The organism is Micromonospora reichwaldensis (assembly GCF_031845925.1).
Lineage (GTDB): Bacteria > Actinomycetota > Actinomycetes > Mycobacteriales > Micromonosporaceae > Micromonospora > Micromonospora reichwaldensis.
Map to the genome: position 1 here is coordinate 1 of NZ_JAVRFL010000023.1, position 19,483 is coordinate 19,483.

A 19,483-nucleotide genomic window follows, 5' to 3' on the forward strand; every position below is an offset into this window, starting at 1 on the left:
GGGTGCGGAGGCGCGGGGCGCGGATGTGGGGAGCGGGGCCGGGGGCGCGGGGTGCGGATGCGGGGCGGGGGTGCGGGGGTGCGGGGGTGCAGGGCGGATGTCGGGCTTTGGCGGCGGGGGAGACGGGGGCGGGGAAGGATGAGGGTGTGCGCGCTGTGACTGTCAACCCGGGTGTCGCCGACTCGCTGCGGCTGGTCGACGATCATCCGGAGCCGCCGCCCGAGGAGGGCGCGATCCTGGTCGAGGCACTGGCGGTGGGGATCTGCGGCACCGACCACGAGATCATCGCTGGCGAGTACGGCGAGGCGCCGCCCGGCGCGGACCGGCTGGTCCTGGGACACGAGTCGCTGGGCCGGGTGCTGGAGGACCCGTCGGGCACGCTGCAACCCGGCGACCTGGTGGCGGGCGTCGTCCGGCACCCCGACCCGGTGCCCTGCCCGAACTGCGCGGTCGGCGAGTGGGACATGTGCCGCAACGGTCGGTTCACCGAGCACGGCATCAAGGCCCTGCCCGGCTTCGCCCGGGACCGCTGGCGGCTGCAACCCCGGTTCGCCGTGGGACTGGACCGGGCCCTCGCCTCGGTCGGCATGCTGCTGGAGCCGACCAGCGTGGTGGCGAAGGCGTGGGAGCACATCGAGCGCATCGGTGCCCGTGCCGAGTGGCAGCCGCAGACCGTACTGGTCACCGGGGCGGGGCCGATCGGCCTGCTGGCCGCGCTGCTGGCCACGCAGCGCGGGCTCGCCGTGCACGTGCTGGACCGCAACACCACCGGGCCGAAGCCGGGTCTGGTCCGGGCGCTCGGGGCGACCTACCACACCGTGCCCGTCAGCGAGCTGGACTTCGAGCCGGACGTGGTGCTGGAGTGCACCGGGGCGCCGGTCGTCGTCCTCGACGTGATGTACAAGGCCGCGCCGACCGGCATCGTCTGCCTGACCGGCGTCTCCAGCGGCGGGCGGACCATCGACCTCGACGCCGGGGCGCTCAACCGCGCGCTCGTGCTGGAGAACAACGTGGTGTTCGGCTCGGTGAACGCCAACCGCCGGCACTGGGACCTCGCCGCCGCGGCGCTGGCCCGCGCCGACCGGTCGTGGCTCGACGCGCTGATCACCCGCCGGGTGCCGGTGGAGGCGTACGCCGAGGCGTACACCTCCGAACCGGACGACATCAAGGTGGTGCTGGAGTTCGGTTCCTGACTCCGCTCAGAGGCCGGGCAGCCGGCCGTTGCGGAACAGGTCGACGAAGAGCTGGTGGTCCTGCCGGGCGCGGACGCCGTACGCGTGGGCGAAGTCGACCAGGTGCGTCACGAAGCCCGCCTCGTCGGCGTCCACCGCCGCCACGATCGCCTCCTCCGTGGAGTAGTCGACCAGGTCGTGGCTGGACTCGTCGTCGGCCACCGAGTGCATCCGGGCGACCGCCCGGCCCAGGTCGGTCAGCACGCCGGCCAGTTCCTCCGGCTCGTTCACGTCCGCCCAGTCGAGGTCGGCCGCGTACGGGGAGACCTCGGCGACGAGCTGCCCGGCCCCGTCCAGCTCGGTGAAGCCCAGCCACGGGTCGGCGTGCGCCTGGAGTGCCCGCTGCGACTCGGCGGTGCGGTGCCCCTGGTGCTGGAAGTAGCCCGCGACCGCCTCGTCGGCGATGTGCCGGGCCACCGCCGGCACCTGGGCCTGCTTCATGTAGATGACGACGTCGTTCTCCAGCGCCTGGGTGTGCCCCTCCAGCAGCAGGTTGTACGACGGCAGCCCGGCCGAGCCGATGCCCACCCCCTTGCGCAGCACCACGTCCTTGATCTGGGTGGCCACGGGACGGAGCTGGGCGGAGGAGGCGGGCAGCGTGCCGAGGTAGTCCTCGAACGCGGCGCAGACCCGCTCCCGGGTCTCGGCGTCGATCTCGAAGACGCCGTCGCCCAGCGAGAACCGGCGTTCGTAGTTGTCGATGGTGGTCTGCGTGGCGAGCAGGTCGACCCGGGTGTTGAGCCGTGCCTGCTGGAGCACCCGGCGGAGCACCCCGTCGGCGTTGTCCAGGGTGATCGAGCCGATCGCGTCGTCGCCCCCCTCGGCGATGGCCCGCAGCTCGGTCAGGTACGACTGCGCGAAGCCGGTGACCAGGTCGCTGATCGCCCGGTCGGAGAGCGCCTTGGCGTAGCCGATCAGCGCCACGCTGGCCGCCAGCCGCTTCAGGTCCCAGCTGAACGGCCCCACGTACGCCTCGTCGAAGTCGTTGACGTTGAACACGAGCTGCCCGGACGCGTTCATGTACGTGCCGAAGTTCTCCGCGTGCAGGTCGCCGTGGATCCACACCCGGCTGGTCCGGCCGTCGAGGAACCGGTCGTCGGCGAAGTCGCCGACCTGGTCGGCGTAGAAGAGCGAGGCGCTGCCCCGGTAGAAGGCGAACGGGGACGCGGCCATCTTGCGGAACTTGCGGCGGAAGGCGGCCGGGTCGAGAGCCATCGACGCGCCGAACTCCTCGGTGAGCACGTCGGCGATGTGGGCGGAACGCTGGTCGGCGGAGTGGTTCATGGTGCGCAGGCTAGCCCCCGCCGGCCAACCGGGGCCCTCGGCCGACCGGACGGTACGGCTCAGGGGGCGGGCGGGCGGACCGGCGGGGCGGTCAGCGACTCCGCCGAGCGTGGGCGCACACCGGTCGAGCCGGCGTCGGCCGGCGGGGCGTCGACCGGCGGGGCGAGCGCGTCCGGTCGGGGCACGCCGCCGATCCCGGACTGCTCGGCGGCGATCTTCTCCTGGAGACGCAGGATGCCGTGCAGCAGCGCCTCGGGCCGGGGCGGGCAGCCGGGCACGTAGACGTCGACCGGGATGAGCTGGTCGACGCCCTTGGTCACCGAGTACGAGTCCCAGTAGGGGCCGCCGCAGTTGGAGCACGCGCCGAACGAGATGACGTACTTCGGCTCGGGCATCTGGTCGTAGAGCCGCTTGATCGCGGGGGCCATCTTGTCGGTGACCGTCCCGGAGACGACCATGAGGTCGGCCTGCCGGGGCCCGTGCGCGAACGGGATCACGCCAAGCCGCATGAAGTCGTGCCGGCCCATGCTGGTGGCGATGAACTCGATCGCGCAGCAGGCCAGGCCGAAGTTGAAGACCCAGAGCGAGTAGCGGCGGCCCCAGTTCAGCACGAAGCGGATCGGCTCACCGAGCACTCCCGGCACCTGCACGACCGCCCCCTTCCCGAGCACCGCCACAAGTCAACCACAGCCCACGGCGGCGCCGGTCGACCCGTCGGCGGCGGCCGCCCGACGCGGTGGCGGCGGCCGCCCGCTCACCAGGTGGGGCGTTGCAGCAGGCCGACGAACTCCACCAGCAGCCGTTCCCGCAGCGCCGCCGGCGCGGCGTCGAGCAGGGTGTTGACCACCGCCATCCGCTCGGGAGCCGCACCGGCGGCGTCGGCGGGGGTGGTCAGGCCCAGGCCGGCGGCCAGGCCCGCGACCAGGTCGGGGGTGAGCGCGTCGGGGGTGAGCGTGGTCGCGAGGGCGAGCAGCTCGGCGGGGAGCGTCACCGGTCCGGCGGCCCGGGCGGCGGCCACGGCGTCGGCCAGGTCCGGGCCGAACTCCGCCACCCGGGGCGCCACCGCGGCGGTCACCGTCAGGTGCACGCTCGGCGGCAGGTCGGCGTACGACAGCTGGGGCTGGGTGTGCCAGCCGCGGGCGGCCAGCTCGTCGACCAGGACGAAGAGGTCGAGGCCCGCATCGGTGGCCGTGAAGCAGACGACTGTCGACTCCGGCTCGGCCATCAGCCGCAGCCCGTCGACCGCGCGGACGGCGTCAGCGAGGCCGGCGACGGCGTCCCGGGTGGCCGCCGCGAGCCGCAGGTACCCGTCGTCGCCGAGGTGGCGCAGGGTGGCGTAGGCGGCGGCGATCGGTCCGCCGGAGCGGGTGGAGGCGATGACCGGGTTGACCATCGTGTAGCCGGGCCAGTCCGCGTACGCGAAGTACTGCGGGGCGCGCAGCGCCGGGTCGCGGTGCAGCAGCACCGACACGCCCTTCGGGGCGTACGCGTACTTGTGCAGGTCCACCGAGATCGAGGTGACCCCCGCGAGCGCGAAGTCGAACGGCGGCACGTCCGCCCCGAGGCGGCGCAGGTACGGCAGGGTCCAGCCCCCGAAGCACGCGTCCACGTGGCAGCGCACCCCGGCCTCGGCGGCAGCTTCGGCGATCGCGGCGACCGGGTCGACGACGCCGTGCGCGTACGAGGGGGCGGAGCAGGCCACCAGCACGGTCTCCGGGCCGATGGCGGCGGCCACGTCGGCGGCGGCCGGCCGCAGCGTCGACGCCGACACGGGCACCGTGTCCACGGCGACCCGCAGGTAGTGCGCCGCCTTGGCGAACGCGGCGTGCGCGCTGGCCGGCACCACGATCCGGGGCGCCGCGATCTCCGGGTGGGCGTCCCGGGCGGCCTTGACGGCGAGGATCAGCGACTCGGTGCCGCCGCTGGTGACGCTGCCGACCACGTCCGGCGCGGCGCTGCCGGGGCCGCCGCCGAGCAGCCGGGCGGCAGCGCCGACCAGCGCGTTCTCCATCGCCAGCAACGACGGGAAGGCGGTCGGGTCGAGCCCGTTGACGTGGGCGCTGCCGGCGTACGCGGCGGCGGCCAGCTCGTCCAGCCCCGGCACCGCCGGGTCGTAGACGTACGCGAACAGCCGCCCCCCGTGCGTGGGCCGGTCGGCCGCCCGCAGCGCCGACACTTCCGCCAGCACCCGCTCGGCGGGCAGCCCGTTCCCGGGCAGCGCCCGCCGCTCGGTTCCCTCGTCGATCATGGAGTCGTGGTGCCCTTTCCGTGGGGGTCAGCGGCTTTCCTCCCCCACCACAACCGCATGATCGGCGGGGTGGGTGCGGGGGTGCGGGGGTGCGGGGCGGGGTTGGTCTCGGCGGCGGTCAGGCGGGCCGGGGTCAGGTCGTAGGGGCGGAGGGCCAGGACGGCCAGGCCGACCAGGAGGGCGGGGAGGACCGTGAAGCCGAGCAGGATGCCGAGGCGGGCGGTGCCGGACTGGGTGGCCGCCGTGCCGGTGTCGGACGACACGTAGCCGCTGAGTTGGAGCACCAGGCCGAAGATGCCCGGCCCGAGGGCCAGCCCGAAGGTCTCCCCGGCCGTCCAGAGCCCGGTGAAGACGCCGGCCTGCCGCCGGCCGGTGCGCGCCGTGTCGTACGCGATGCAGTCCGGGAGCATGGCGAGGGCGAACACCTGCTGCCCGGCGTAGCCGACACCGATCAGCGCGACCAGCAGGTAGACCGCGAGCGGGGGCAGCACGGGGGCGGCGACCAGGGCCAGCGCGCCCACCGCGAAGATCAGCGAGGCGGCGACCAGCGCGGCGAGCTTGCCGACCCGCGCCCCGACCCGGGTCCAGAGCGGCATCACCAGCAGCGCCGGCCCGACGAAGCAGGCGAACAGGACGGTCGGCCCGCCCTTGGGATCGCGCAGGATCTGGTCGGCGAAGTAGTTGACCCCGGCGAGGACGGTGGCCACCCCGGCGGACTGCACCACGAAGCAGACCAGCAGCGCCCGGAACGGTCGGTTGCGGGCGGCGACGGCGAGCTGGGCGCGCAGCGTCGGCTCGCTCTCCCCCACCGTGCCGGAGGGCGCGGACCGGGTGCCGAAAAAGGCGCCGACCGCGCCGAGCACGATCAGCCCGGCGACGAAGAGCCCCATCCAGCGGTGCCCCGGGACGCCTCCGCCGCCCGCGTCGCGCACCAGCGGGGCCACCGCGCCGGAGACCAGGATGGCCAGTGCCAGCACCGCGATCCGCCAGCTCATCAGCCGGGTACGTTCGGCGTAGTCGCCGGTCAGCTCCGCCGGCATCGCCACGTACGGCACCTGGAAGAAGGCGAACGCGGTGGCGGTGGCGAGGAAGGCGAGCGCCACGTACGCCCCGGCGGCCGGCCCGGCGCCGAACGGCGCGGCGAAGATGGCGGCGAAGAGCACGCCGAGCGCGAGCCCGGCGACCAGCAGGTACGGCCGACGCGCGCCCCAGCGCGACCGGGTGCGGTCGGAGATCCGGCCGGCGACCGGGTTGACCAGCACGTCCCACGCCTTCGGCAGCAGCACCAGCAGGGCTGCCGCGCCCGCCGCGACGCCGAGGGTGTCGGTCAGGTACGGCAGCAGGAGCAGACCGGGCACGGTGCCGAACGCGCCGGTCGCCAGCGATCCGAGCGCATAACCGGCATGCACCCGGCGCGGCAGCACGCCCGGCGCGGACGTCGGGCCGGCGGCGGCCGGCGAGGCGGGCGGGGAGCCGGCTTCTCCCGGCGGCGCGTCCATGACGCCGAATGTTACTCACGTTATGGCACGGGTCACATCCCCTCCTCGGGGGACCAGCTCGCCCTCATGTCCACCCCGTCGCCGCGCAGCGGCGTCCCCTCGGCGCGCAGCCGGGCCCGCGCCTCCCGCTCGTGACCGGGTGGCAGCCGGCCGGCCGCGTTCACGACCCGGTGCCAGGGCACTCCCCCGCCGTGCCGGGCCATGATCGAGCCGACCAGCCGGGCCGACGCCCGCCCCGAACGTTCGGCCAGCGCGTCGGCCACCGCCCCGTATGACATCACCCGGCCCGGCGGAATCCGCTCGACGAGCTCCAGCACCGCCTCGACGTACTCGTCAGGTCTCACGACCGGCCACGATATGAGAACGCGCCGGGGCGTGCCGGGACCGACCACGCAGAATGGGCGGGTGCGTGACATGGTCACGGCGGCCCGACGGGTCGTCGTCAAGATCGGATCCTCCTCGTTGACCACCGCCGAAGGCGGGCTGGACGACGGGCGGGTCGGCGCGCTCGTCGGCACCCTGGGCGCGCTCGCCGCCGAGGGCCGGGAGGTCGTGCTGGTCAGCTCCGGCGCGATCGCCGCCGGCCTCGCGCCGCTGGGGCTGTCCCGGCGCCCGCGCGACCTGGCCACCCAGCAGGCCGCCGCCAGCGTCGGGCAGGGCCTGCTGATCGGCCGGTACGCGGCCGCCTTCGCCCGGCACGGGCTGACCGTCGGGCAGGTCCTGCTCACCGTCGACGACGTGACCCGGCGGGCGCACTACCGCAACGCGTACCGCACGCTGCGCAAGCTGCTCGACCTGCGGGCGGTGCCGATCGTCAACGAGAACGACACGGTCGCCACCGAGGAGATCCGCTTCGGCGACAACGACCGGCTGGCCGCCCTCGTCGCCGCCCTGGTCCACGCCGACCTGCTGGTGCTCCTCTCCGACGTGGACGCCCTCTGGACCGGCGACCCGACCCGCCCGGGCTCCAGCCGGATCAGCGAGGTGCACGACGAGCGGGACCTGACCGGGGTCGACATCGGCGGCGCCGGCCGGGCCGGCGTGGGCACCGGCGGCATGGTGACGAAGGTGGAGGCGGCCCGGATCGCGACCGGGTTCGGCATCCCGGTGGTGCTGACCGCCGCGCCGCTGGCCGCCCCCGTGCTGGCCGGCGAGCCCGTCGGCACCCTGTTCCACCCGAGCCGCCGCCGCCCGACGGCCCGGCTCTTCTGGCTGGCCCACGCCACCACTCCCCGGGGGCGGCTGCACCTCGACCCGGGCGCGGTCGCGGCGGTGGTGGGCCGCCGCAAGTCGCTGCTGCCCGCCGGGATCACGGCCGTGGACGGGGCCTTCACCGCGGGCGACCCGGTCGACCTGGTGGACGTCGAGGGCGCCCCCGTCGCCCGGGGACTGGTCAACTACGACGCGGTCGAGCTGCCCGGGCTGCTCGGCCGGTCCACCACGGAACTCGCCGCGGCGCTCGGCCCGGCGTACGAGCGTGAGGTAGTCCACCGCGACGACCTGGTACTGCTGTAAGGAAGGGCACCTTGTTAACGGATTCTGTATAGCAAGGGGCCCTTCCTAACGACTGAGGAGATGAGTGCGGCGATGAGCGTGAGCGAACAGGCCCGGCGGGCGCGTACGGCGGCGGAGGCGCTGGCCGTCGCCACGCGTACGGCGAAGGACGCCGCGCTGGTGGCGATGGCCGACGCGCTGGTGGCGCGTACGCCGGAGATCCTCGCCGCGAACGCGACGGACCTGGCGGCCGGGCGCGAGGCCGGGCTGAGCGCGGCCGTGCTGGACCGGCTGGCCCTCGACGCGGGGCGGGTGGCCGGCATCGCCGAGGCGCTGCGGCAGATGGCCGCGCTGCCGGACCCGGTGGGCGAGGTGGTCCGGGGCTCGACCCTGCCCAACGGGCTGGAGCTGCGCCAGATCCGGGTGCCGTTCGGCGTGGTGGGGATCATCTACGAGGCCCGGCCGAACGTGACGGTCGACGCCGCCGGCATCTGCCTGAAGTCCGGCAACGCGGCGCTGCTGCGCGGCTCCTCGTCGGCGGCCCACTCCAACGCCGCCCTGGTCGCGGTGCTGCGCGACGCGGTGGCCGACGCCGGGCTGCCGGCGGACGCGGTGCAACTGCTCGACGCCAGCAGCCGCGACTCGGTCAAGGAGCTGATGCGCGCCCGGGGCCTGGTCGACGTGCTGATCCCGCGCGGCGGCGCGTCCCTGATCCGCACGGTCGTGGAGGAGTCCACCGTGCCGGTCATCGAGACCGGCGTGGGCAACTGCCACGTCTACGTCGACGCCGCCGCCGACGTGGCGAAGGCCCTCGCGATCGCGCTCAACGCGAAGACCCAGCGGCTCTCCACCTGCAACACCGCCGAGTCGCTGCTCGTGCACGCGGCGGTCGCCGACGCCTTCCTGCCGCCGATGCTGGCCGCCTTCGCCGAGGCCGGCGTCACCGTGCACGGCGACGAGCGGGTCGCCGCCCACTCGGCCGCCGTGCGGCCGGCCACCGACTCCGACTTCGCCACCGAGTACCTCTCCGCCGACATCGCGGTCGCCGTCGTCGACTCGCTCGACGCGGCGGTCGCGCACATCCGGCGGTACGGCACCGGGCACACCGAGGCCATCGTCACCGACTCGACCACCGCCGCCCGGGAGTTCGTGGCCCGGGTGGACGCGGCGGCCGTGATGGTCAACGCCTCGACCCGGTTCACCGACGGCGGCGAGTTCGGCTTCGGCGCCGAGATCGGCATCTCCACCCAGAAGCTGCACGCCCGCGGCCCGATGGGCCTGCCCGAGCTGACCTCCACCAAGTACGTGGTGACCGGGGACGGCCACCTGCGCGGCTGAACCATCGCCGACGCTCGCGGATGCCCGGACGGCCGTGGGCGGGGCCACCGCCGAATGGCGGGTGACCGCTAGTCTGGGTCGGGTTCGGCACGGCTTGTCTTGGGGAGGCGGCATGCTGGGCGAGAGTGCCCTGGAACAGCAACTGGCACAGACGCGGGCCGCGCTGCGCGAGGTGGGCGGCGCCGCCGCACCCCGGGAGCGGGTGGAGTCGGTGGCCGAGGCCGCCGAGGGCCGCATCCGGGTGACGCTCGGCACCGACGGCCGGGTGAGCGCCGTCGACATCGACCCCCGGGTGCTCCGGGAGGGCTCGGAATACCTCGCCGCCGAGCTGCGCCAGGCGGTCAACGCCGCGCTCGACGGCCAGGACGACGGGATCGCCGCCACCGAACCGATGCCCGACCTCGCCGCGATGACCGCCACCATCGAACGCCTTCAGGACCAGGGCCTGCGGCAGATGCGGGAGATCAGCCAGGCCGTCGGCGAGACAATGCGGAAACTGCACGGGAGCTGAGCGTGGAGAGCCTCGACGTCGACCTCGACGCGCTGGGTCGCGGCGCGGACGAGCTGGAACGAGCCAAGGAGTCCGTCCGCCAGGTCTTCGAGGGCTTCCAGGCGGCGGCCGGCGGCTACGCCGCGGCCTTCGGCGGCGACGACATCGGGTCCTTGCTCGGCGTCGCCCACCAGGCGTGCGTGGACGCGCTGGCCGAGTGCCTCGGCACCAATATCACCGAGTTGGAGAGCTACGTCGACGGCCTGCGCGGGATGGCCGACGGCTACCGCGCCGCCGAGGAGAACGCGGCCGCGTCCTTCCGCTCGATCCTCGGCTCGCTGGGTGCCTGAGCCGCCGGGCCCCGGCTCGTCTGGAGGCCAGAGCCGCCCGACCGGCTCACCCCGGTGGCTGAGCCGCCCGAACTCGGCTCGCCCCGGTGGCTGAGTCGCCCGATCTACGGAAGGAGTCGCGGTGGGACTGACGCTCCCGGGTGAGCTCGCCTCCCTGCTCTCGATGCTCGGCTACGAGTGGCCACAGTCGGACGAGACGGCGATCTTCCAGCTCGCCGGGGAGTGGACCGGCATGGCGGGCCAGATCTCCGGGTCGGTCGCGCAGCTGGAGGCGGCGGCGCGGACGGTGCTCGACAACAACCGGGGCGAGAGCTTCACCGCCTTCGCGGGCGAGTGGAACGACGGCGAGTCGGCCGCGCGCAACATCGCCGACGTCGCCCGCCCGGCCACCGTCATCGGCGTCGGGCTGATGGTCGCGGCGGGCGTGGTGCTGGCCCTGAAGATCCAGGTGATCATCCAACTGGCCCTGCTGGCGATCCAGATCGCGCAGGCCATCGTGACGGCGGCGGTCACCTTCGGGGCGTCCCTCCTCCAGATCCCGATCTTCAAGATGATCACCGGTCTCATCATCGACCAGCTCATCGGCATGGCCGTGGAGACGGTGCTCAATGGCTAGGAAGCGGACCAGCCCACCCCGGCAGACGCAGGCCAAGGGTGCCCGCGTCGTCTCGGCCTACCTGGAGAACGCCGACGTCTTCCGCACCGCCAAGTCGGCCGGCACGAAGCCGAAGGGCCCGGCGGTGCTGGTGCTGAAGAACCGGCCGGACTTCGATCGGCGGGACTTCGACCGCAAGGCCCGCGACCTGCAACGGCTCGGCCGGGACGGGGCGCTGAAGAAGGCGCCGTCGGACCGGGACAGCAACAAGGTCTACGACCCCTCCACCGGCAAGCGCCGCACCCGTACGAACATCTACCGGGACCGGATGATCCGCAGCCTCACCAAGGACGGCCGCCTCACCCAGGACATGGGCACCCCGGAGACGAACAAGTACCTGGCCAACAAGAACGTGGTCGAGCGCCTCTACGCGGGCAAGGGGCCGATCACCGCCCGGGGCCAGGGCTACGACCCCGACCACATCCAGGAGCTGCAACTGGACGGAACGGACACGTACGATAACCTCAGGCCGATGGACGCCTGGACGAATCGCCAGCTCGGCAGCGACATCTCCGTCGCGCTGCGGGACGTTCCCGAGGGCACCCCGGTCATCGTGAAGGTGATCCCGTGACCGCCCCCCAGGACCCGGCGCGCCTGGACCGGATCCGGGAGAAGCTCGCGCTGCTGCGGCGCCTGGAGGCCGAGCACGGCTTCGGCGTGGTCATCGGCGAGCCGACCCCGCTGGAGCCGATCCCCGACCTGCCCGGCGTGGCCGAGGTCTACGGTCTGTTCGGCCGGCTGGCCGGCGACAACTTCCGGTTCGACCCGCCCGAGGAGATCCGCAGCCCGGCGGCCTGGGCGGCCCGCACGGTGGACGAGGACGACCCGATGGGCAGCCCGCTCGCGGTCGGCCACGAGGTGCACAGCATCCCGCCCCGGCTGCGCGGCGAGATCGGGGCGGGGGCGCCGATCCGCCTCGACACCGAGGACCTCGACGTCTACTGGATGGAGCCCGACGACTACGTCTTCCAGTACGAGCACCCCGACGAGGACGTGGAGTTCACCGTCGTCGCGCCCGACGTGGCCACGTTCTTCGACGAGCACGTGCTCGGTCCCGGCTACCCGGAGCTGGTTGCCGTCGTCCTCGGGCCCGGCGTCCGGGACCAGCGGCTCCGCAAGGGCCGGCACGCCGGCGAGTACGCCGATAACTGGCGGCGCCTGCTGATCGCCGCCGACCTGGCGTCCTGACGCCCGCTGCGGCACCTGGCGTCCCGGCCCCGCCACCTGCGGCGCCCGCACACCCTCCACACCCGAGACGCAAAGGACCACCGATGGCCGCTGACCCCCGGTTCCGCTCACTGTGGAACGAGGACGAGCTCATCCCGTACCCGCGCGAGGCGTGGCTGGAGGGGGGATTCGACCCCGACCTGCTGCCCGCCGGCGACGAGATCCCGCTCGACGTGGCGGTCGTCTACACCGCGTTCCTCGAAGGCGACATCGAGCTGTTCGACACGATCCAGCTGAGCACCGAGGACGGCTCTCTGGACATCCGGTTGATCGTGGTCGGCGCGGTCGCCGACAACCCGGAGCTGCTCTACGTGCTCGACCCGCGGACGGGCGAGATCCTCCAGTTCGACCTGGAGCAGCAGGACATCCAGGCCGTCAACAGCACCTTCCGCACCTTCGTCGAGTTCCTCTACCAGTTCGCGCTCTTCGTGGAGGCCGACGAGGGCAAGCCGGGCCGGGCCGAGCGGGCGGAGACGCTGCGCACCGTCCTGGAGAGCATCGACCGCGCCGCGTTCGCCCCGGACGCCTGGTGGCCACTGGTGATCAGCCAGCTCAAGTGAGGTCGGCGGGTGGAGCCTCAGCGGCAGGCCCGGATCGCGCTCAGCGTGGTGTGCACGTCGAACTGGGGCCCGTCGTCGCTCTCCCACCCGCCGTCGCTGCGCTGGGTCTCGGCCAACCGCCGCCGCGCCCGCCCCAGCAGCCAGTCCTGCCCGTCGATGCCGGCGCGGCGCAGCGTCGCGGCCAGCCAGGCCACGTCGCCCGGGGACAGCTCCGGCACCCGCTCGGCGAGGATCACCTGGATCCGCGCCGCCTCGTGGAACATCTCCTGCCGGTGCAGGACCGCCGCGCTCAGCCAGCCGGCGGGCAGGAAGGACGGCCAGCTGCCGTCCGGGCGCAGCCGGGCGACGAGCGACTGGGCGGCGGCGTGCACGACGCCCGCGTACGCGCCGCCGACCCGGTGGTCGAGCGGCCCGGCCGCCCGCGCGTCCAGGCCGGCGACGGTCAGCCAGAACCCGGCGTTCGCGGTCAGGTGGAACCCCGCCTCGGGGTCGCCCGGGCGGGCCCACTCGGGGGCCACGTCGGCCAGCGCCGGATCCTCCTCCCAGCCGCCGTCGGGCGACTGCCGCGCGGCCAGCCAGTCCAGGGCCCGGCGGGCGGCCGGACGACCGAGCGCGCCGAGATCGTCCAGCTCGGACAGGCGGAAGCAGGTGGCGTCCACGGAGGAGACTCCCCCGCCCAGCGTCGCCGGCCAGCCGCCGTCGGGCGCCTGGCCGACCTCGGCGTCGTCGAGCAGTTCGGGAGGTGGCGGCACGCCGGTGCGCAGCCGGGACAGCCGGGCGCGGTCCACCGCGTCCCCGTGTGCCACGACGAACCCGACCGCCGCATCGATGTCGACCACGGCGGCAACGCTACCTGCGCAAACGTGATCGCGCCTCGGCGAATCGGCCGAGGCCGCGGGGGTCGGGACGGCCCGCCGCGACCTCGGCCGACGGCGCGGGTCAGTACGCCGGCAGCGACGGGTCGATCTGCTTGATCCAGGAGAGCACGCCGCCCTGCACGTGCACCGAGTCGCGGAAGCCGGCCGCCTTGAGCGCGGCGAGCGCCTCCGCCGAGCGGACCCCGGACTTGCAGTGCAGCACGATCTGCCGGTCCTGCGGCAGCTTGGCGAGCGCCTCGCCCGAGATGATCTCGCCCTTGGGGATCAGCGTCGCGCCGGGGATCCGGACGATCTCGTACTCGGCCGGCTCGCGGACGTCGACGAGGAAGATGTCCTTGCCCGCGTCCTGCCACTCCTTGAGCTCCAGCGCGGTGATGGTCGCGTCGACCACCGCCTCCTGGGCCTCCACCGACACCGCGCCGCAGAAGTCCTCGTAGTCCTCCAGCAGGTCGGTGACCGTGGGGTTCTCGCCGCAGAGCACGCAGTTCGGGTCCTTGCGGACCTTGATCTTGCGGTAGCTCATCTCCAGGGCGTCGTAGACCATCAGCCGGCCGACCAGCGGCTCGCCGATGCCGGCGAGCAGCTTGATCGCCTCGTTGACCTGGATGGAGCCGATCGACGCGCAGAGCACGCCGAGCACGCCGCCCTCGGCGCAGGAGGGGACCATGCCGGGCGGCGGGGGCTCCGGGTAGAGGCAGCGGTAGCAGGGGCCGTGCTCGGCCCAGAACACCGACGCCTGGCCGTCGAAGCGGTAGATCGACCCCCAGACGTACGGCTTGCCGAGCAGCACGGCCGCGTCGTTGACCATGTAGCGGGTGGCGAAGTTGTCGGTGCCGTCGACGATCAGGTCGTAGCGGGAGAAGATGTCCCGCACGTTCTCCCGGTCCAGCGCCGTGTTGTGGATCTCCACGTTCACCAGGGGGTTGATCTCGCGGATCGAGGCCGCGGCCGACTCGGCCTTGGAGCGGCCGACGTCGGAGACGCCGTGGATGATCTGGCGCTGGAGGTTGGACTCGTCGACGGTGTCGAAGTCGATGATGCCGAGCGTGCCGACCCCGGCGGCGGCGAGGTACATCAGGGCCGGCGAGCCGAGGCCGCCGGCGCCGACACAGAGCACCCTGGCGTTCTTCAGCCGCTTCTGCCCCTCGACCCCGACGTCCGGGATGATCAGGTGGCGCGAGTAGCGGCGGATCTCGTCAACGGTCAGCTCGGCGGCGGGCTCGACGAGCGGGGGCAACGACACGGTGGACTCCCCGGGATCGGCTGAAGGCGAACCGGCCCATTGTCGCTCGCACCGGCCTCGATCGGCCATGAGGAGCGACACGTAGCCCGAACTGCGGGAAGGGGAATAAGTCAGGTGCCGGGAACGAGTTCGCCGTCGTAGCGCGAGCCGTCGACGTACGGCCAGGCGTTGGCGACGCAGCCGTCCAGGCCGTACGTCTGCTGCTGCATCACCGGCGCCGGCTCGCCGGGCGCCGGGCAGGCCTGGTGTTCCTCGCCGAGTTCGTGGCCCACCTCGTGGTTGACCACGTAGGCGCGGTAGATCTCCAGCGGCGCCCCGTAGTCGGGGACCGCCTCCAGCCAGCGCGCCAGGTTGATGATCACCTGCCCGGGGAGCCGGCAGGAGGTGTAGCCCTCGGTGCTCAGCCCACCCTCGGCGCACATCCGCTCCGAGGTCTCCGGGGTGGCGAGGTAGACGGTGAAGTCGGCGTCGTCCGCCTCCGCCACCCGCCGCAGCCGCAGCTCCTCCGAGGCGATCCAGCTGCGGGGGTCGCCCAGCACCTCGTCCACGGTGGCGGCGAAGGCGGCGACGTCCTGGTCGGTGCCCTGCTCCACGGCCACCCGGTAGTACCGGAGCGGCCCGTCGGTGCCCCGCACCGGGGAGTCGCCGGGCGCGGTGGTGAAGTCGCCCGTACCCGTGCGGGGGTAGGCGGAGGGCCGTGGCCGCTCGTCCGCCCCCGCCGCGAACGACGTGCGGTTGCCATCGCCCGTGGTCGGCACGGGCGCGCGGTCGCCGGCCCGGGTCAGCGTCACGGCGGCGGTCGCCGCGAGCAGGAGGGTGACGCCGAGCACCACCACCCGGCGGTTCCGGAGCGGGGACGGCGGTCGCCACCAGCGCGTCGGCCGAGGTGACGACGGTCGGGTCGGCGTCGGGCGGCGCGCCGGACCGGGCGGGTCGGAAGGGGACGACGACGTCATGGGCCGAGCGTCCCACACCAATCGGGCATTACGCCGCGAAAAACGCGAACCTCGCTCATCCCCCCCAGGGACGAACTGGGCCGGTCCCCCCGGCTGGCGCCCGACGCCCGATCGCCGCCGGTCAGAGCCGCGGGCCCGCGTACCGGCGACCGTCGCGGTACGGCCAGGGATTGGCGACACAGCCGTTCAGGAAGAGCGTCTGCTGCATCATCACCGGCGCCACCCGGCCCCGACCGGGGCAGCGCTCGTGCCGGTGCCCCAACTGGTGCCCGACCTCGTGGTTCACGACGTACGTCCGGTAGACCGACAGCGGCACCTTCGCGCTCACGAAGTGCGGCACCGAGAGCCGCCAGCGGTCCAGGTTGATGATCACCTTTCCGGGCGCCCGGCACGACGTGTAGGGCTTCCCGCCCACCCGGATGTCCACCCCTCCGGCGGCGCACAGCCGGCCCGCCGTCCTGGCCGTGGCGAGGTGGACCGTGAAGTCGTGCCGGGAGGCGGCGCGTACCTGCTGCAACCGCAGCTCGCCGTCGACCCAGCTCCCCGGCCCGGCCAGCGCCCGCTCGACAGCGGCGGCGAACTCGCCCGCGTCCTCGCCGGCGCCCGACTCCACGGCGACCCGGTAGCGGCGCAGCGTGCCCGCGTCACCCAGCACCGGGCCCACCCGGTCGTCGTAGCCGAAGCTGCCCCGGCCCGCCGACGGCACCGGCCCGGGCAGCCGGAGCACGGCCGGCGGTGGCTCGGCGGCCGAGGGCGTCGCGGCGGGCGCCGACGGCAGCGGCGAGGCCGCCCCCGGCGCGAGCATCGGCGCGGGGGCCAACTCCCCGGCGGTGAGCGCCTCCGCCGCGACGTCGGCGCCCCGCCGGTCGGCGATCACCGCCACCGCCGCGCCGACGGCGAGCACCAGCGCCACCAGCCCCGTGAGGCGCCGCCGGCGCTCCGGACGGCGGTGCCGCGGTCGGGTCAGGTCCACGCCGCCGTCCCGTGGGGACGACGTGGCCTGGGCGCGACGGCGGCCCTCGACGGGAGCCGGGGCACGACGGGTCGGGGCGGGGTGACGGGCAGGGGACATCCCGGTCAGCCTGCCATGTCGGACCGCCTGAGCGTGTCCCCCGTTTCGGTGAGCAGGCCCAGCACGGCCCGGGCCACCAGGCGCGGCACCTCCAGTTGCGCCACATGGCCGACCCCGTCGAGCATCAGCAGCCGGCTGTCCGGGACGACGCGGGCCGTCTGCGGGGCCACCCGCACGTCCACCAGCCGGTCGGCCCGCCCGCCGACGACCAGGGTGGGCGCCCCGACCGTCGCGGCGAGCCGCCACAGCGACCCCGACCCCGGCAGGTACGACCGCAGGAAGCTGGAGACCAGGCCCCGGAACGTCCGGACGTACGCGGCGGCGTAGTGCGCGGCCTCGTGCCGTACCCGGATCTCCTCCAGCGCCTCCTCCCGGCGCTGGTCGCAGATCCGGGTGAGGTCGGCCACGCAGGACTCCATCACCTGCTGGGCCATCACCTCGGGCGCGATCTGGGCCAGCCGCCAGGCGGCCAGGCGCTCGCCCCGGGGGATCGCCAGCAGCGGCAGCATCCGGCCCTGCAACGAGCGCCGGAAGTCCAGGAACGGCAGCGCCGGCGAGATCAGGGTCAGGCTCCGGACCAGGTCCGGCCGTACCGCCGCCACCTGCACCGAGACCGCCCCGCCCAGCGAGTTGCCGAACAGGTGCACCGGCCCCCGGCCGGAGTGCTCGATCCAGCGGATCACCCGGTCGGCGAAGGACGGGACGGTGTACCGGCGGCCCGGCTCACTGCGGCCGAACCCCGGCAGGTCGATGGCCTGCCCGTCGAGGTGGTCGGCGAGCAGGTACGCCAGGTCCGTCCAGTTCTGCGACGAACCGCCGAGCCCGTGCACGTAGAGGGCCGGCTCCGCGCCGGGCGTGGTGGCCGGCGTGTCCCGGACGTACGTCACCGTGCCGTCGAGGCGTACCTCCCGCCCCGGCCAGGGCGGTGGGACGGAGTGCTCGGGAAGGAGGTGGTCCGGCCGGAGGGTGGCGCGCTTCATGACTCCAGTCTGCCCGGGGCCGCAACGACCGGCAGCGCTCAGGCCAGCAGCGCCTCGATCCGGCGGTTGACCGCGGCCAGGGTGGCCCGGACGACCGCCTGCCGGGGGTCACCGGCGACCAGCGCGGAGCCGACGAGCTGCTCCACCCAGCCGTCGCAGACCAGCAGCACCACGACCGTGGCCACGTCGCAGTTGCCGAAGGGCACCACGGCGGCGTGCTCGACGAAGCAGCGCCCACGGTCGGGGCCGGCGTCGGGGCCGGGCTCGCCGCCGCGCAGCAGCTCGTCCACCGCCGCCGCCGCGGCCACCGCGCAGAGCCGCAGCACGTACCCGTCGACGGCCGGCCCGGTCGAGTAGCCGGCGGCGCTCTCCCCGCCGGCGAGCAGGCGTACCTCCACGGTGGCGTCGAGCCCGAAGGTGCTCACCTGGACGTGGTCGATCACCACCCGGGGGCCCACCGCGCCGCCGGTGTCCAGCGGCCGGGACGGCGCGGTCTCCGTCGTCGTCACCTGCCCACCGGAGTACGACGTACCGACGGTCGCCGGGGCACCGGCCGGAGACCCGGCCGGGGCGGCGGAGACCGAGCCGGGCTCCTCCACCGTGGCCCGGCCCCGGTGCGGGGCGACGGGCTGCCGGCGCCGGCGCGGGGCCTCGGGCGCCGCCTCGGGACGCTGTTCGGCCCGGGTCGACGCGGACTCCGACGGGCCGCCGGTCACCCTGGCGCCGGGCACCCGGGGCTCGGCGGAGGACGGCTCGGCGGGGCGTGCCGCGACGCCCGCCGACCGGGGGTCGACGCCGCGCGGCTCCGCCGACCGGCGGCGCACCGGCGGGGCGGGTGCCGCCGGCATGCCCGGCAGGTTCTGCGGCGCGGCGGCCAGCCCCATCCGGTCCTGGAGCAGGCGGGCGACCTGCCGGCTCACCTCGGCCGGGTCGGCCCCGTCTGCGAGGTCGAGCCGCAGGCTGTGCGCGCCGGCCGGGGTACGGCGCAGCGCCGCGTCGCGGACACCGGCCACGCCACGGACGGCGTCGAGGATGGCGTTGACGTCGAAGCCCTCCGGGCGCTCCCGCGGCGGGGCGGGCTCGTCCTCGCGGCGCAGATGCGTGGCGATGCGGGCGAGTTCGGGGGTCTCGGCGGGTGGCTCCACGGCTGGCGGCTCCGGCACGACGGGCACGTCCGGCTCGGCGGGGACGCGCTGCGGCAACACCGCCGATGCGGGGTCCGGCGCCGGGTCGGCGGCGGCCGGCGGGGCCGGCTCGGGTGCGGACCGGCGGGCCGCGTAGGGGGGTGCGCTCGTCGGGGCGGACCCGGACGGGGTGCGCTCACGCCGCCCGAACCCGCTGGTGGCGGGCTCGGCGGCGGGCTGCGGGCCGCCCGGCGGCCTCGGAGCCGGCTCCGCGCTTTCCGGCCGGAGCCGGAACGGCCGGGTGACCCGGTCCGGGGTGTCCTCGGCGCGGGCCGCCGCAGCGGTTTCCGGCGCGTACGCGAGCGGGGGCGCGCCCGCCGGCGCGGGGACCGACCCGCCCGACGCCCAGGCCGGTCGCTCGGTCGGGGCCGAAGGTTCGGCCTCGGGACCCGTGAGCCGGTCGGCGGGGGCGGACGGTCGCTCGTACGCCGGCCGGGGCACCGGCGCGGTCTGGGCGACGTCGTAGGGGCGGCCGGGCTCGCGGGGCGGGTCGTAGGGGCGGGGAGACTCGGCGCGCGCCGGCTCCTGCGGTCGTTGCGGCTCACCGGCCCAGGCCGGCGGCTGTTCCTCGCGGGCCCGGCGACCGACGGGCTCGGGCTCCTCGCGGGCTCGGCGCCCCGCCGGCTCGGCGTCCTCCCGGGAGCGACGGCCCACCGGCTCGGCCTCCTCCCGGGACCAGGGCGGCGCCCACGCGGCGCCCCAGCTCGGGCGGTTCCAGTTCGGGCCGGTCCAGTCCGGTTCGGGGCTCGGCGGCCACTCGGCGGACGACTGTCGCGAACCGCCCGGTTCCGAC

At 74.7% G+C, this 19,483-nt stretch carries 19 protein-coding genes and 1 pseudogene; 9 read left to right on the plus strand and 11 right to left on the minus strand.

The features are described 5' to 3' along the window. The first annotated feature begins 146 nt into the window (after nt 1–146). Nucleotides 147–1,193: a glucose 1-dehydrogenase gene (locus RM555_RS19470; RefSeq protein ID WP_311413096.1), complete on the plus strand. Its 1,047-nt coding sequence runs from the start codon at nt 147–149 to the stop codon at nt 1,191–1,193. A gap of 6 nt (nt 1,194–1,199) precedes the next feature. Here the strand turns inward: RM555_RS19470 and RM555_RS19475 are convergent, their stop codons facing one another. The 5 genes from RM555_RS19475 to RM555_RS19495 form a co-directional block, all read right to left on the minus strand. After that, nucleotides 1,200–2,516 carry a DUF2252 domain-containing protein gene (locus tag RM555_RS19475; RefSeq protein ID WP_311413097.1) on the minus strand — a complete coding sequence of 439 codons (1,317 nt, stop codon included), beginning with the start codon at nt 2,514–2,516 and terminating at the stop codon, nt 1,200–1,202. 59 nt (nt 2,517–2,575) lie between these two features. Beyond that, nucleotides 2,576–3,166 (minus strand): NADH-quinone oxidoreductase subunit B, encoded by a 591-nt coding sequence (locus tag RM555_RS19480; RefSeq protein WP_311413173.1) that lies wholly within the window; start codon nt 3,164–3,166, stop codon nt 2,576–2,578. A 104-nt stretch (nt 3,167–3,270) separates the two neighbouring features. Further along, on the minus strand, nt 3,271–4,764 hold the full coding sequence (locus RM555_RS19485; RefSeq protein WP_311413098.1) for a pyridoxal phosphate-dependent decarboxylase family protein: 1,494 nt from the start codon (nt 4,762–4,764) through the stop codon (nt 3,271–3,273). After that, nucleotides 4,761–6,263, minus strand: coding sequence for an MFS transporter (locus RM555_RS19490; RefSeq protein WP_311413099.1), 1,503 nt, complete (start codon nt 6,261–6,263; stop codon nt 4,761–4,763). Before RM555_RS19490 ends, RM555_RS19485 begins: the two co-directional genes overlap by 4 nt. Nucleotides 6,264–6,295: 32 nt before the next feature. Further along, nucleotides 6,296–6,607, minus strand: a complete 312-nt coding sequence (locus RM555_RS19495; RefSeq protein ID WP_132230864.1) for an MGMT family protein — start codon at nt 6,605–6,607, stop codon at nt 6,296–6,298. Nucleotides 6,608–6,620: 13 nt separating this feature from the next. On the opposite strand from RM555_RS19495, the gene proB reads away from it, so the two are divergent. The 8 genes from proB to RM555_RS19535 all read left to right on the plus strand — a co-directional run bounded on the left by proB (nt 6,621) and on the right by RM555_RS19535 (nt 12,377). Next, the gene (gene proB / locus RM555_RS19500) at nt 6,621–7,778 is read left to right on the plus strand and encodes a glutamate 5-kinase (protein WP_151456506.1); all 1,158 of its coding nucleotides are present in this window, start codon (nt 6,621–6,623) and stop codon (nt 7,776–7,778) included. A 72-nt stretch (nt 7,779–7,850) separates the two neighbouring features. Next, nucleotides 7,851–9,095 carry a glutamate-5-semialdehyde dehydrogenase gene (locus tag RM555_RS19505; RefSeq protein ID WP_311413100.1) on the plus strand — a complete coding sequence of 415 codons (1,245 nt, stop codon included), beginning with the start codon at nt 7,851–7,853 and terminating at the stop codon, nt 9,093–9,095. 112 nt (nt 9,096–9,207) lie between these two features. Then, nucleotides 9,208–9,606, plus strand: a complete 399-nt coding sequence (locus RM555_RS19510) for a YbaB/EbfC family nucleoid-associated protein (protein WP_311413101.1) — start codon at nt 9,208–9,210, stop codon at nt 9,604–9,606. Between the two features lie 2 nt (nt 9,607–9,608). Next, nucleotides 9,609–9,935: a hypothetical protein gene (locus tag RM555_RS19515; RefSeq protein WP_132230860.1), complete on the plus strand. Its 327-nt coding sequence runs from the start codon at nt 9,609–9,611 to the stop codon at nt 9,933–9,935. A 121-nt stretch (nt 9,936–10,056) separates the two neighbouring features. After that, nucleotides 10,057–10,551, plus strand: a complete 495-nt coding sequence (locus RM555_RS19520) for a WXG100-like domain-containing protein (RefSeq protein WP_311413102.1) — start codon at nt 10,057–10,059, stop codon at nt 10,549–10,551. Continuing rightward, nucleotides 10,544–11,161: a hypothetical protein gene (locus RM555_RS19525; RefSeq protein WP_311413103.1), complete on the plus strand. Its 618-nt coding sequence runs from the start codon at nt 10,544–10,546 to the stop codon at nt 11,159–11,161. The genes RM555_RS19520 and RM555_RS19525 overlap by 8 nt, the downstream gene beginning before the upstream one ends. Next, entirely contained in the window at nt 11,158–11,778 is a 621-nt protein-coding gene (locus RM555_RS19530) for a hypothetical protein (protein WP_311413104.1), read from the plus strand. The genes RM555_RS19525 and RM555_RS19530 overlap by 4 nt, the downstream gene beginning before the upstream one ends. 83 nt (nt 11,779–11,861) lie before the next feature. Continuing rightward, nucleotides 11,862–12,377, plus strand: a complete 516-nt coding sequence (locus tag RM555_RS19535) for an SUKH-4 family immunity protein (protein ID WP_311413105.1) — start codon at nt 11,862–11,864, stop codon at nt 12,375–12,377. A 17-nt stretch (nt 12,378–12,394) separates the two neighbouring features. Here the strand turns inward: RM555_RS19535 and RM555_RS19540 are convergent, their stop codons facing one another. The 6 genes and pseudogenes from RM555_RS19540 to RM555_RS19565 form a co-directional block, all read right to left on the minus strand. Further along, complete coding sequence (locus RM555_RS19540; protein ID WP_311413106.1) at nt 12,395–13,216, minus strand: prenyltransferase/squalene oxidase repeat-containing protein; 822 nt, start codon at nt 13,214–13,216, stop codon at nt 12,395–12,397. Nucleotides 13,217–13,316: 100 nt separating this feature from the next. Continuing rightward, a complete protein-coding gene (gene moeZ / locus RM555_RS19545; protein ID WP_311413107.1) occupies nt 13,317–14,567 on the minus strand; it encodes an adenylyltransferase/sulfurtransferase MoeZ in 1,251 nt (416 codons plus the stop codon). Nucleotides 14,568–14,608: 41 nt separating this feature from the next. Next, nucleotides 14,609–15,334: a DUF3152 domain-containing protein gene (locus RM555_RS19550; RefSeq protein WP_311413108.1), complete on the minus strand. Its 726-nt coding sequence runs from the start codon at nt 15,332–15,334 to the stop codon at nt 14,609–14,611. Between the two features lie 241 nt (nt 15,335–15,575). Further along, nucleotides 15,576–16,427 (minus strand): DUF3152 domain-containing protein, encoded by an 852-nt coding sequence (locus RM555_RS19555; RefSeq protein ID WP_311413109.1) that lies wholly within the window; start codon nt 16,425–16,427, stop codon nt 15,576–15,578. A 104-nt stretch (nt 16,428–16,531) separates the two neighbouring features. Then, a complete protein-coding gene (locus RM555_RS19560) occupies nt 16,532–17,506 on the minus strand; it encodes an alpha/beta fold hydrolase (protein ID WP_311413110.1) in 975 nt (324 codons plus the stop codon). Nucleotides 17,507–17,544: 38 nt separating this feature from the next. Beyond that, a pseudogene (locus tag RM555_RS19565) lies at nt 17,545–19,050 on the minus strand (hypothetical protein); the annotation flags it as partial. Nucleotides 19,051–19,483: the final 433 nt, after the last annotated feature.

Bases quoted from the DNA above. Each gene is read 5' to 3' on its own strand.
- RM555_RS19475 (WP_311413097.1), bottom strand. From the start codon at position 2,516: ATGAACCACTCCGCCGACCAGCGTTCCGCCCACATCGCCGACGTGCTC.
- RM555_RS19485 (WP_311413098.1), bottom strand. From the start codon at position 4,764: ATGATCGACGAGGGAACCGAGCGGCGGGCGCTGCCCGGGAACGGGCTG.
- RM555_RS19490 (WP_311413099.1), bottom strand. From the start codon at position 6,263: ATGGACGCGCCGCCGGGAGAAGCCGGCTCCCCGCCCGCCTCGCCGGCC.
- proB (WP_151456506.1), top strand. From the start codon at position 6,621: ATGAGAACGCGCCGGGGCGTGCCGGGACCGACCACGCAGAATGGGCGG.
- RM555_RS19505 (WP_311413100.1), top strand. From the start codon at position 7,851: ATGAGCGTGAGCGAACAGGCCCGGCGGGCGCGTACGGCGGCGGAGGCG.
- RM555_RS19510 (WP_311413101.1), top strand. From the start codon at position 9,208: ATGCTGGGCGAGAGTGCCCTGGAACAGCAACTGGCACAGACGCGGGCC.
- RM555_RS19525 (WP_311413103.1), top strand. From the start codon at position 10,544: ATGGCTAGGAAGCGGACCAGCCCACCCCGGCAGACGCAGGCCAAGGGT.
- RM555_RS19535 (WP_311413105.1), top strand. From the start codon at position 11,862: ATGGCCGCTGACCCCCGGTTCCGCTCACTGTGGAACGAGGACGAGCTC.
- moeZ (WP_311413107.1), bottom strand. From the start codon at position 14,567: ATGGCCGATCGAGGCCGGTGCGAGCGACAATGGGCCGGTTCGCCTTCA.
- RM555_RS19560 (WP_311413110.1), bottom strand. From the start codon at position 17,506: ATGAAGCGCGCCACCCTCCGGCCGGACCACCTCCTTCCCGAGCACTCC.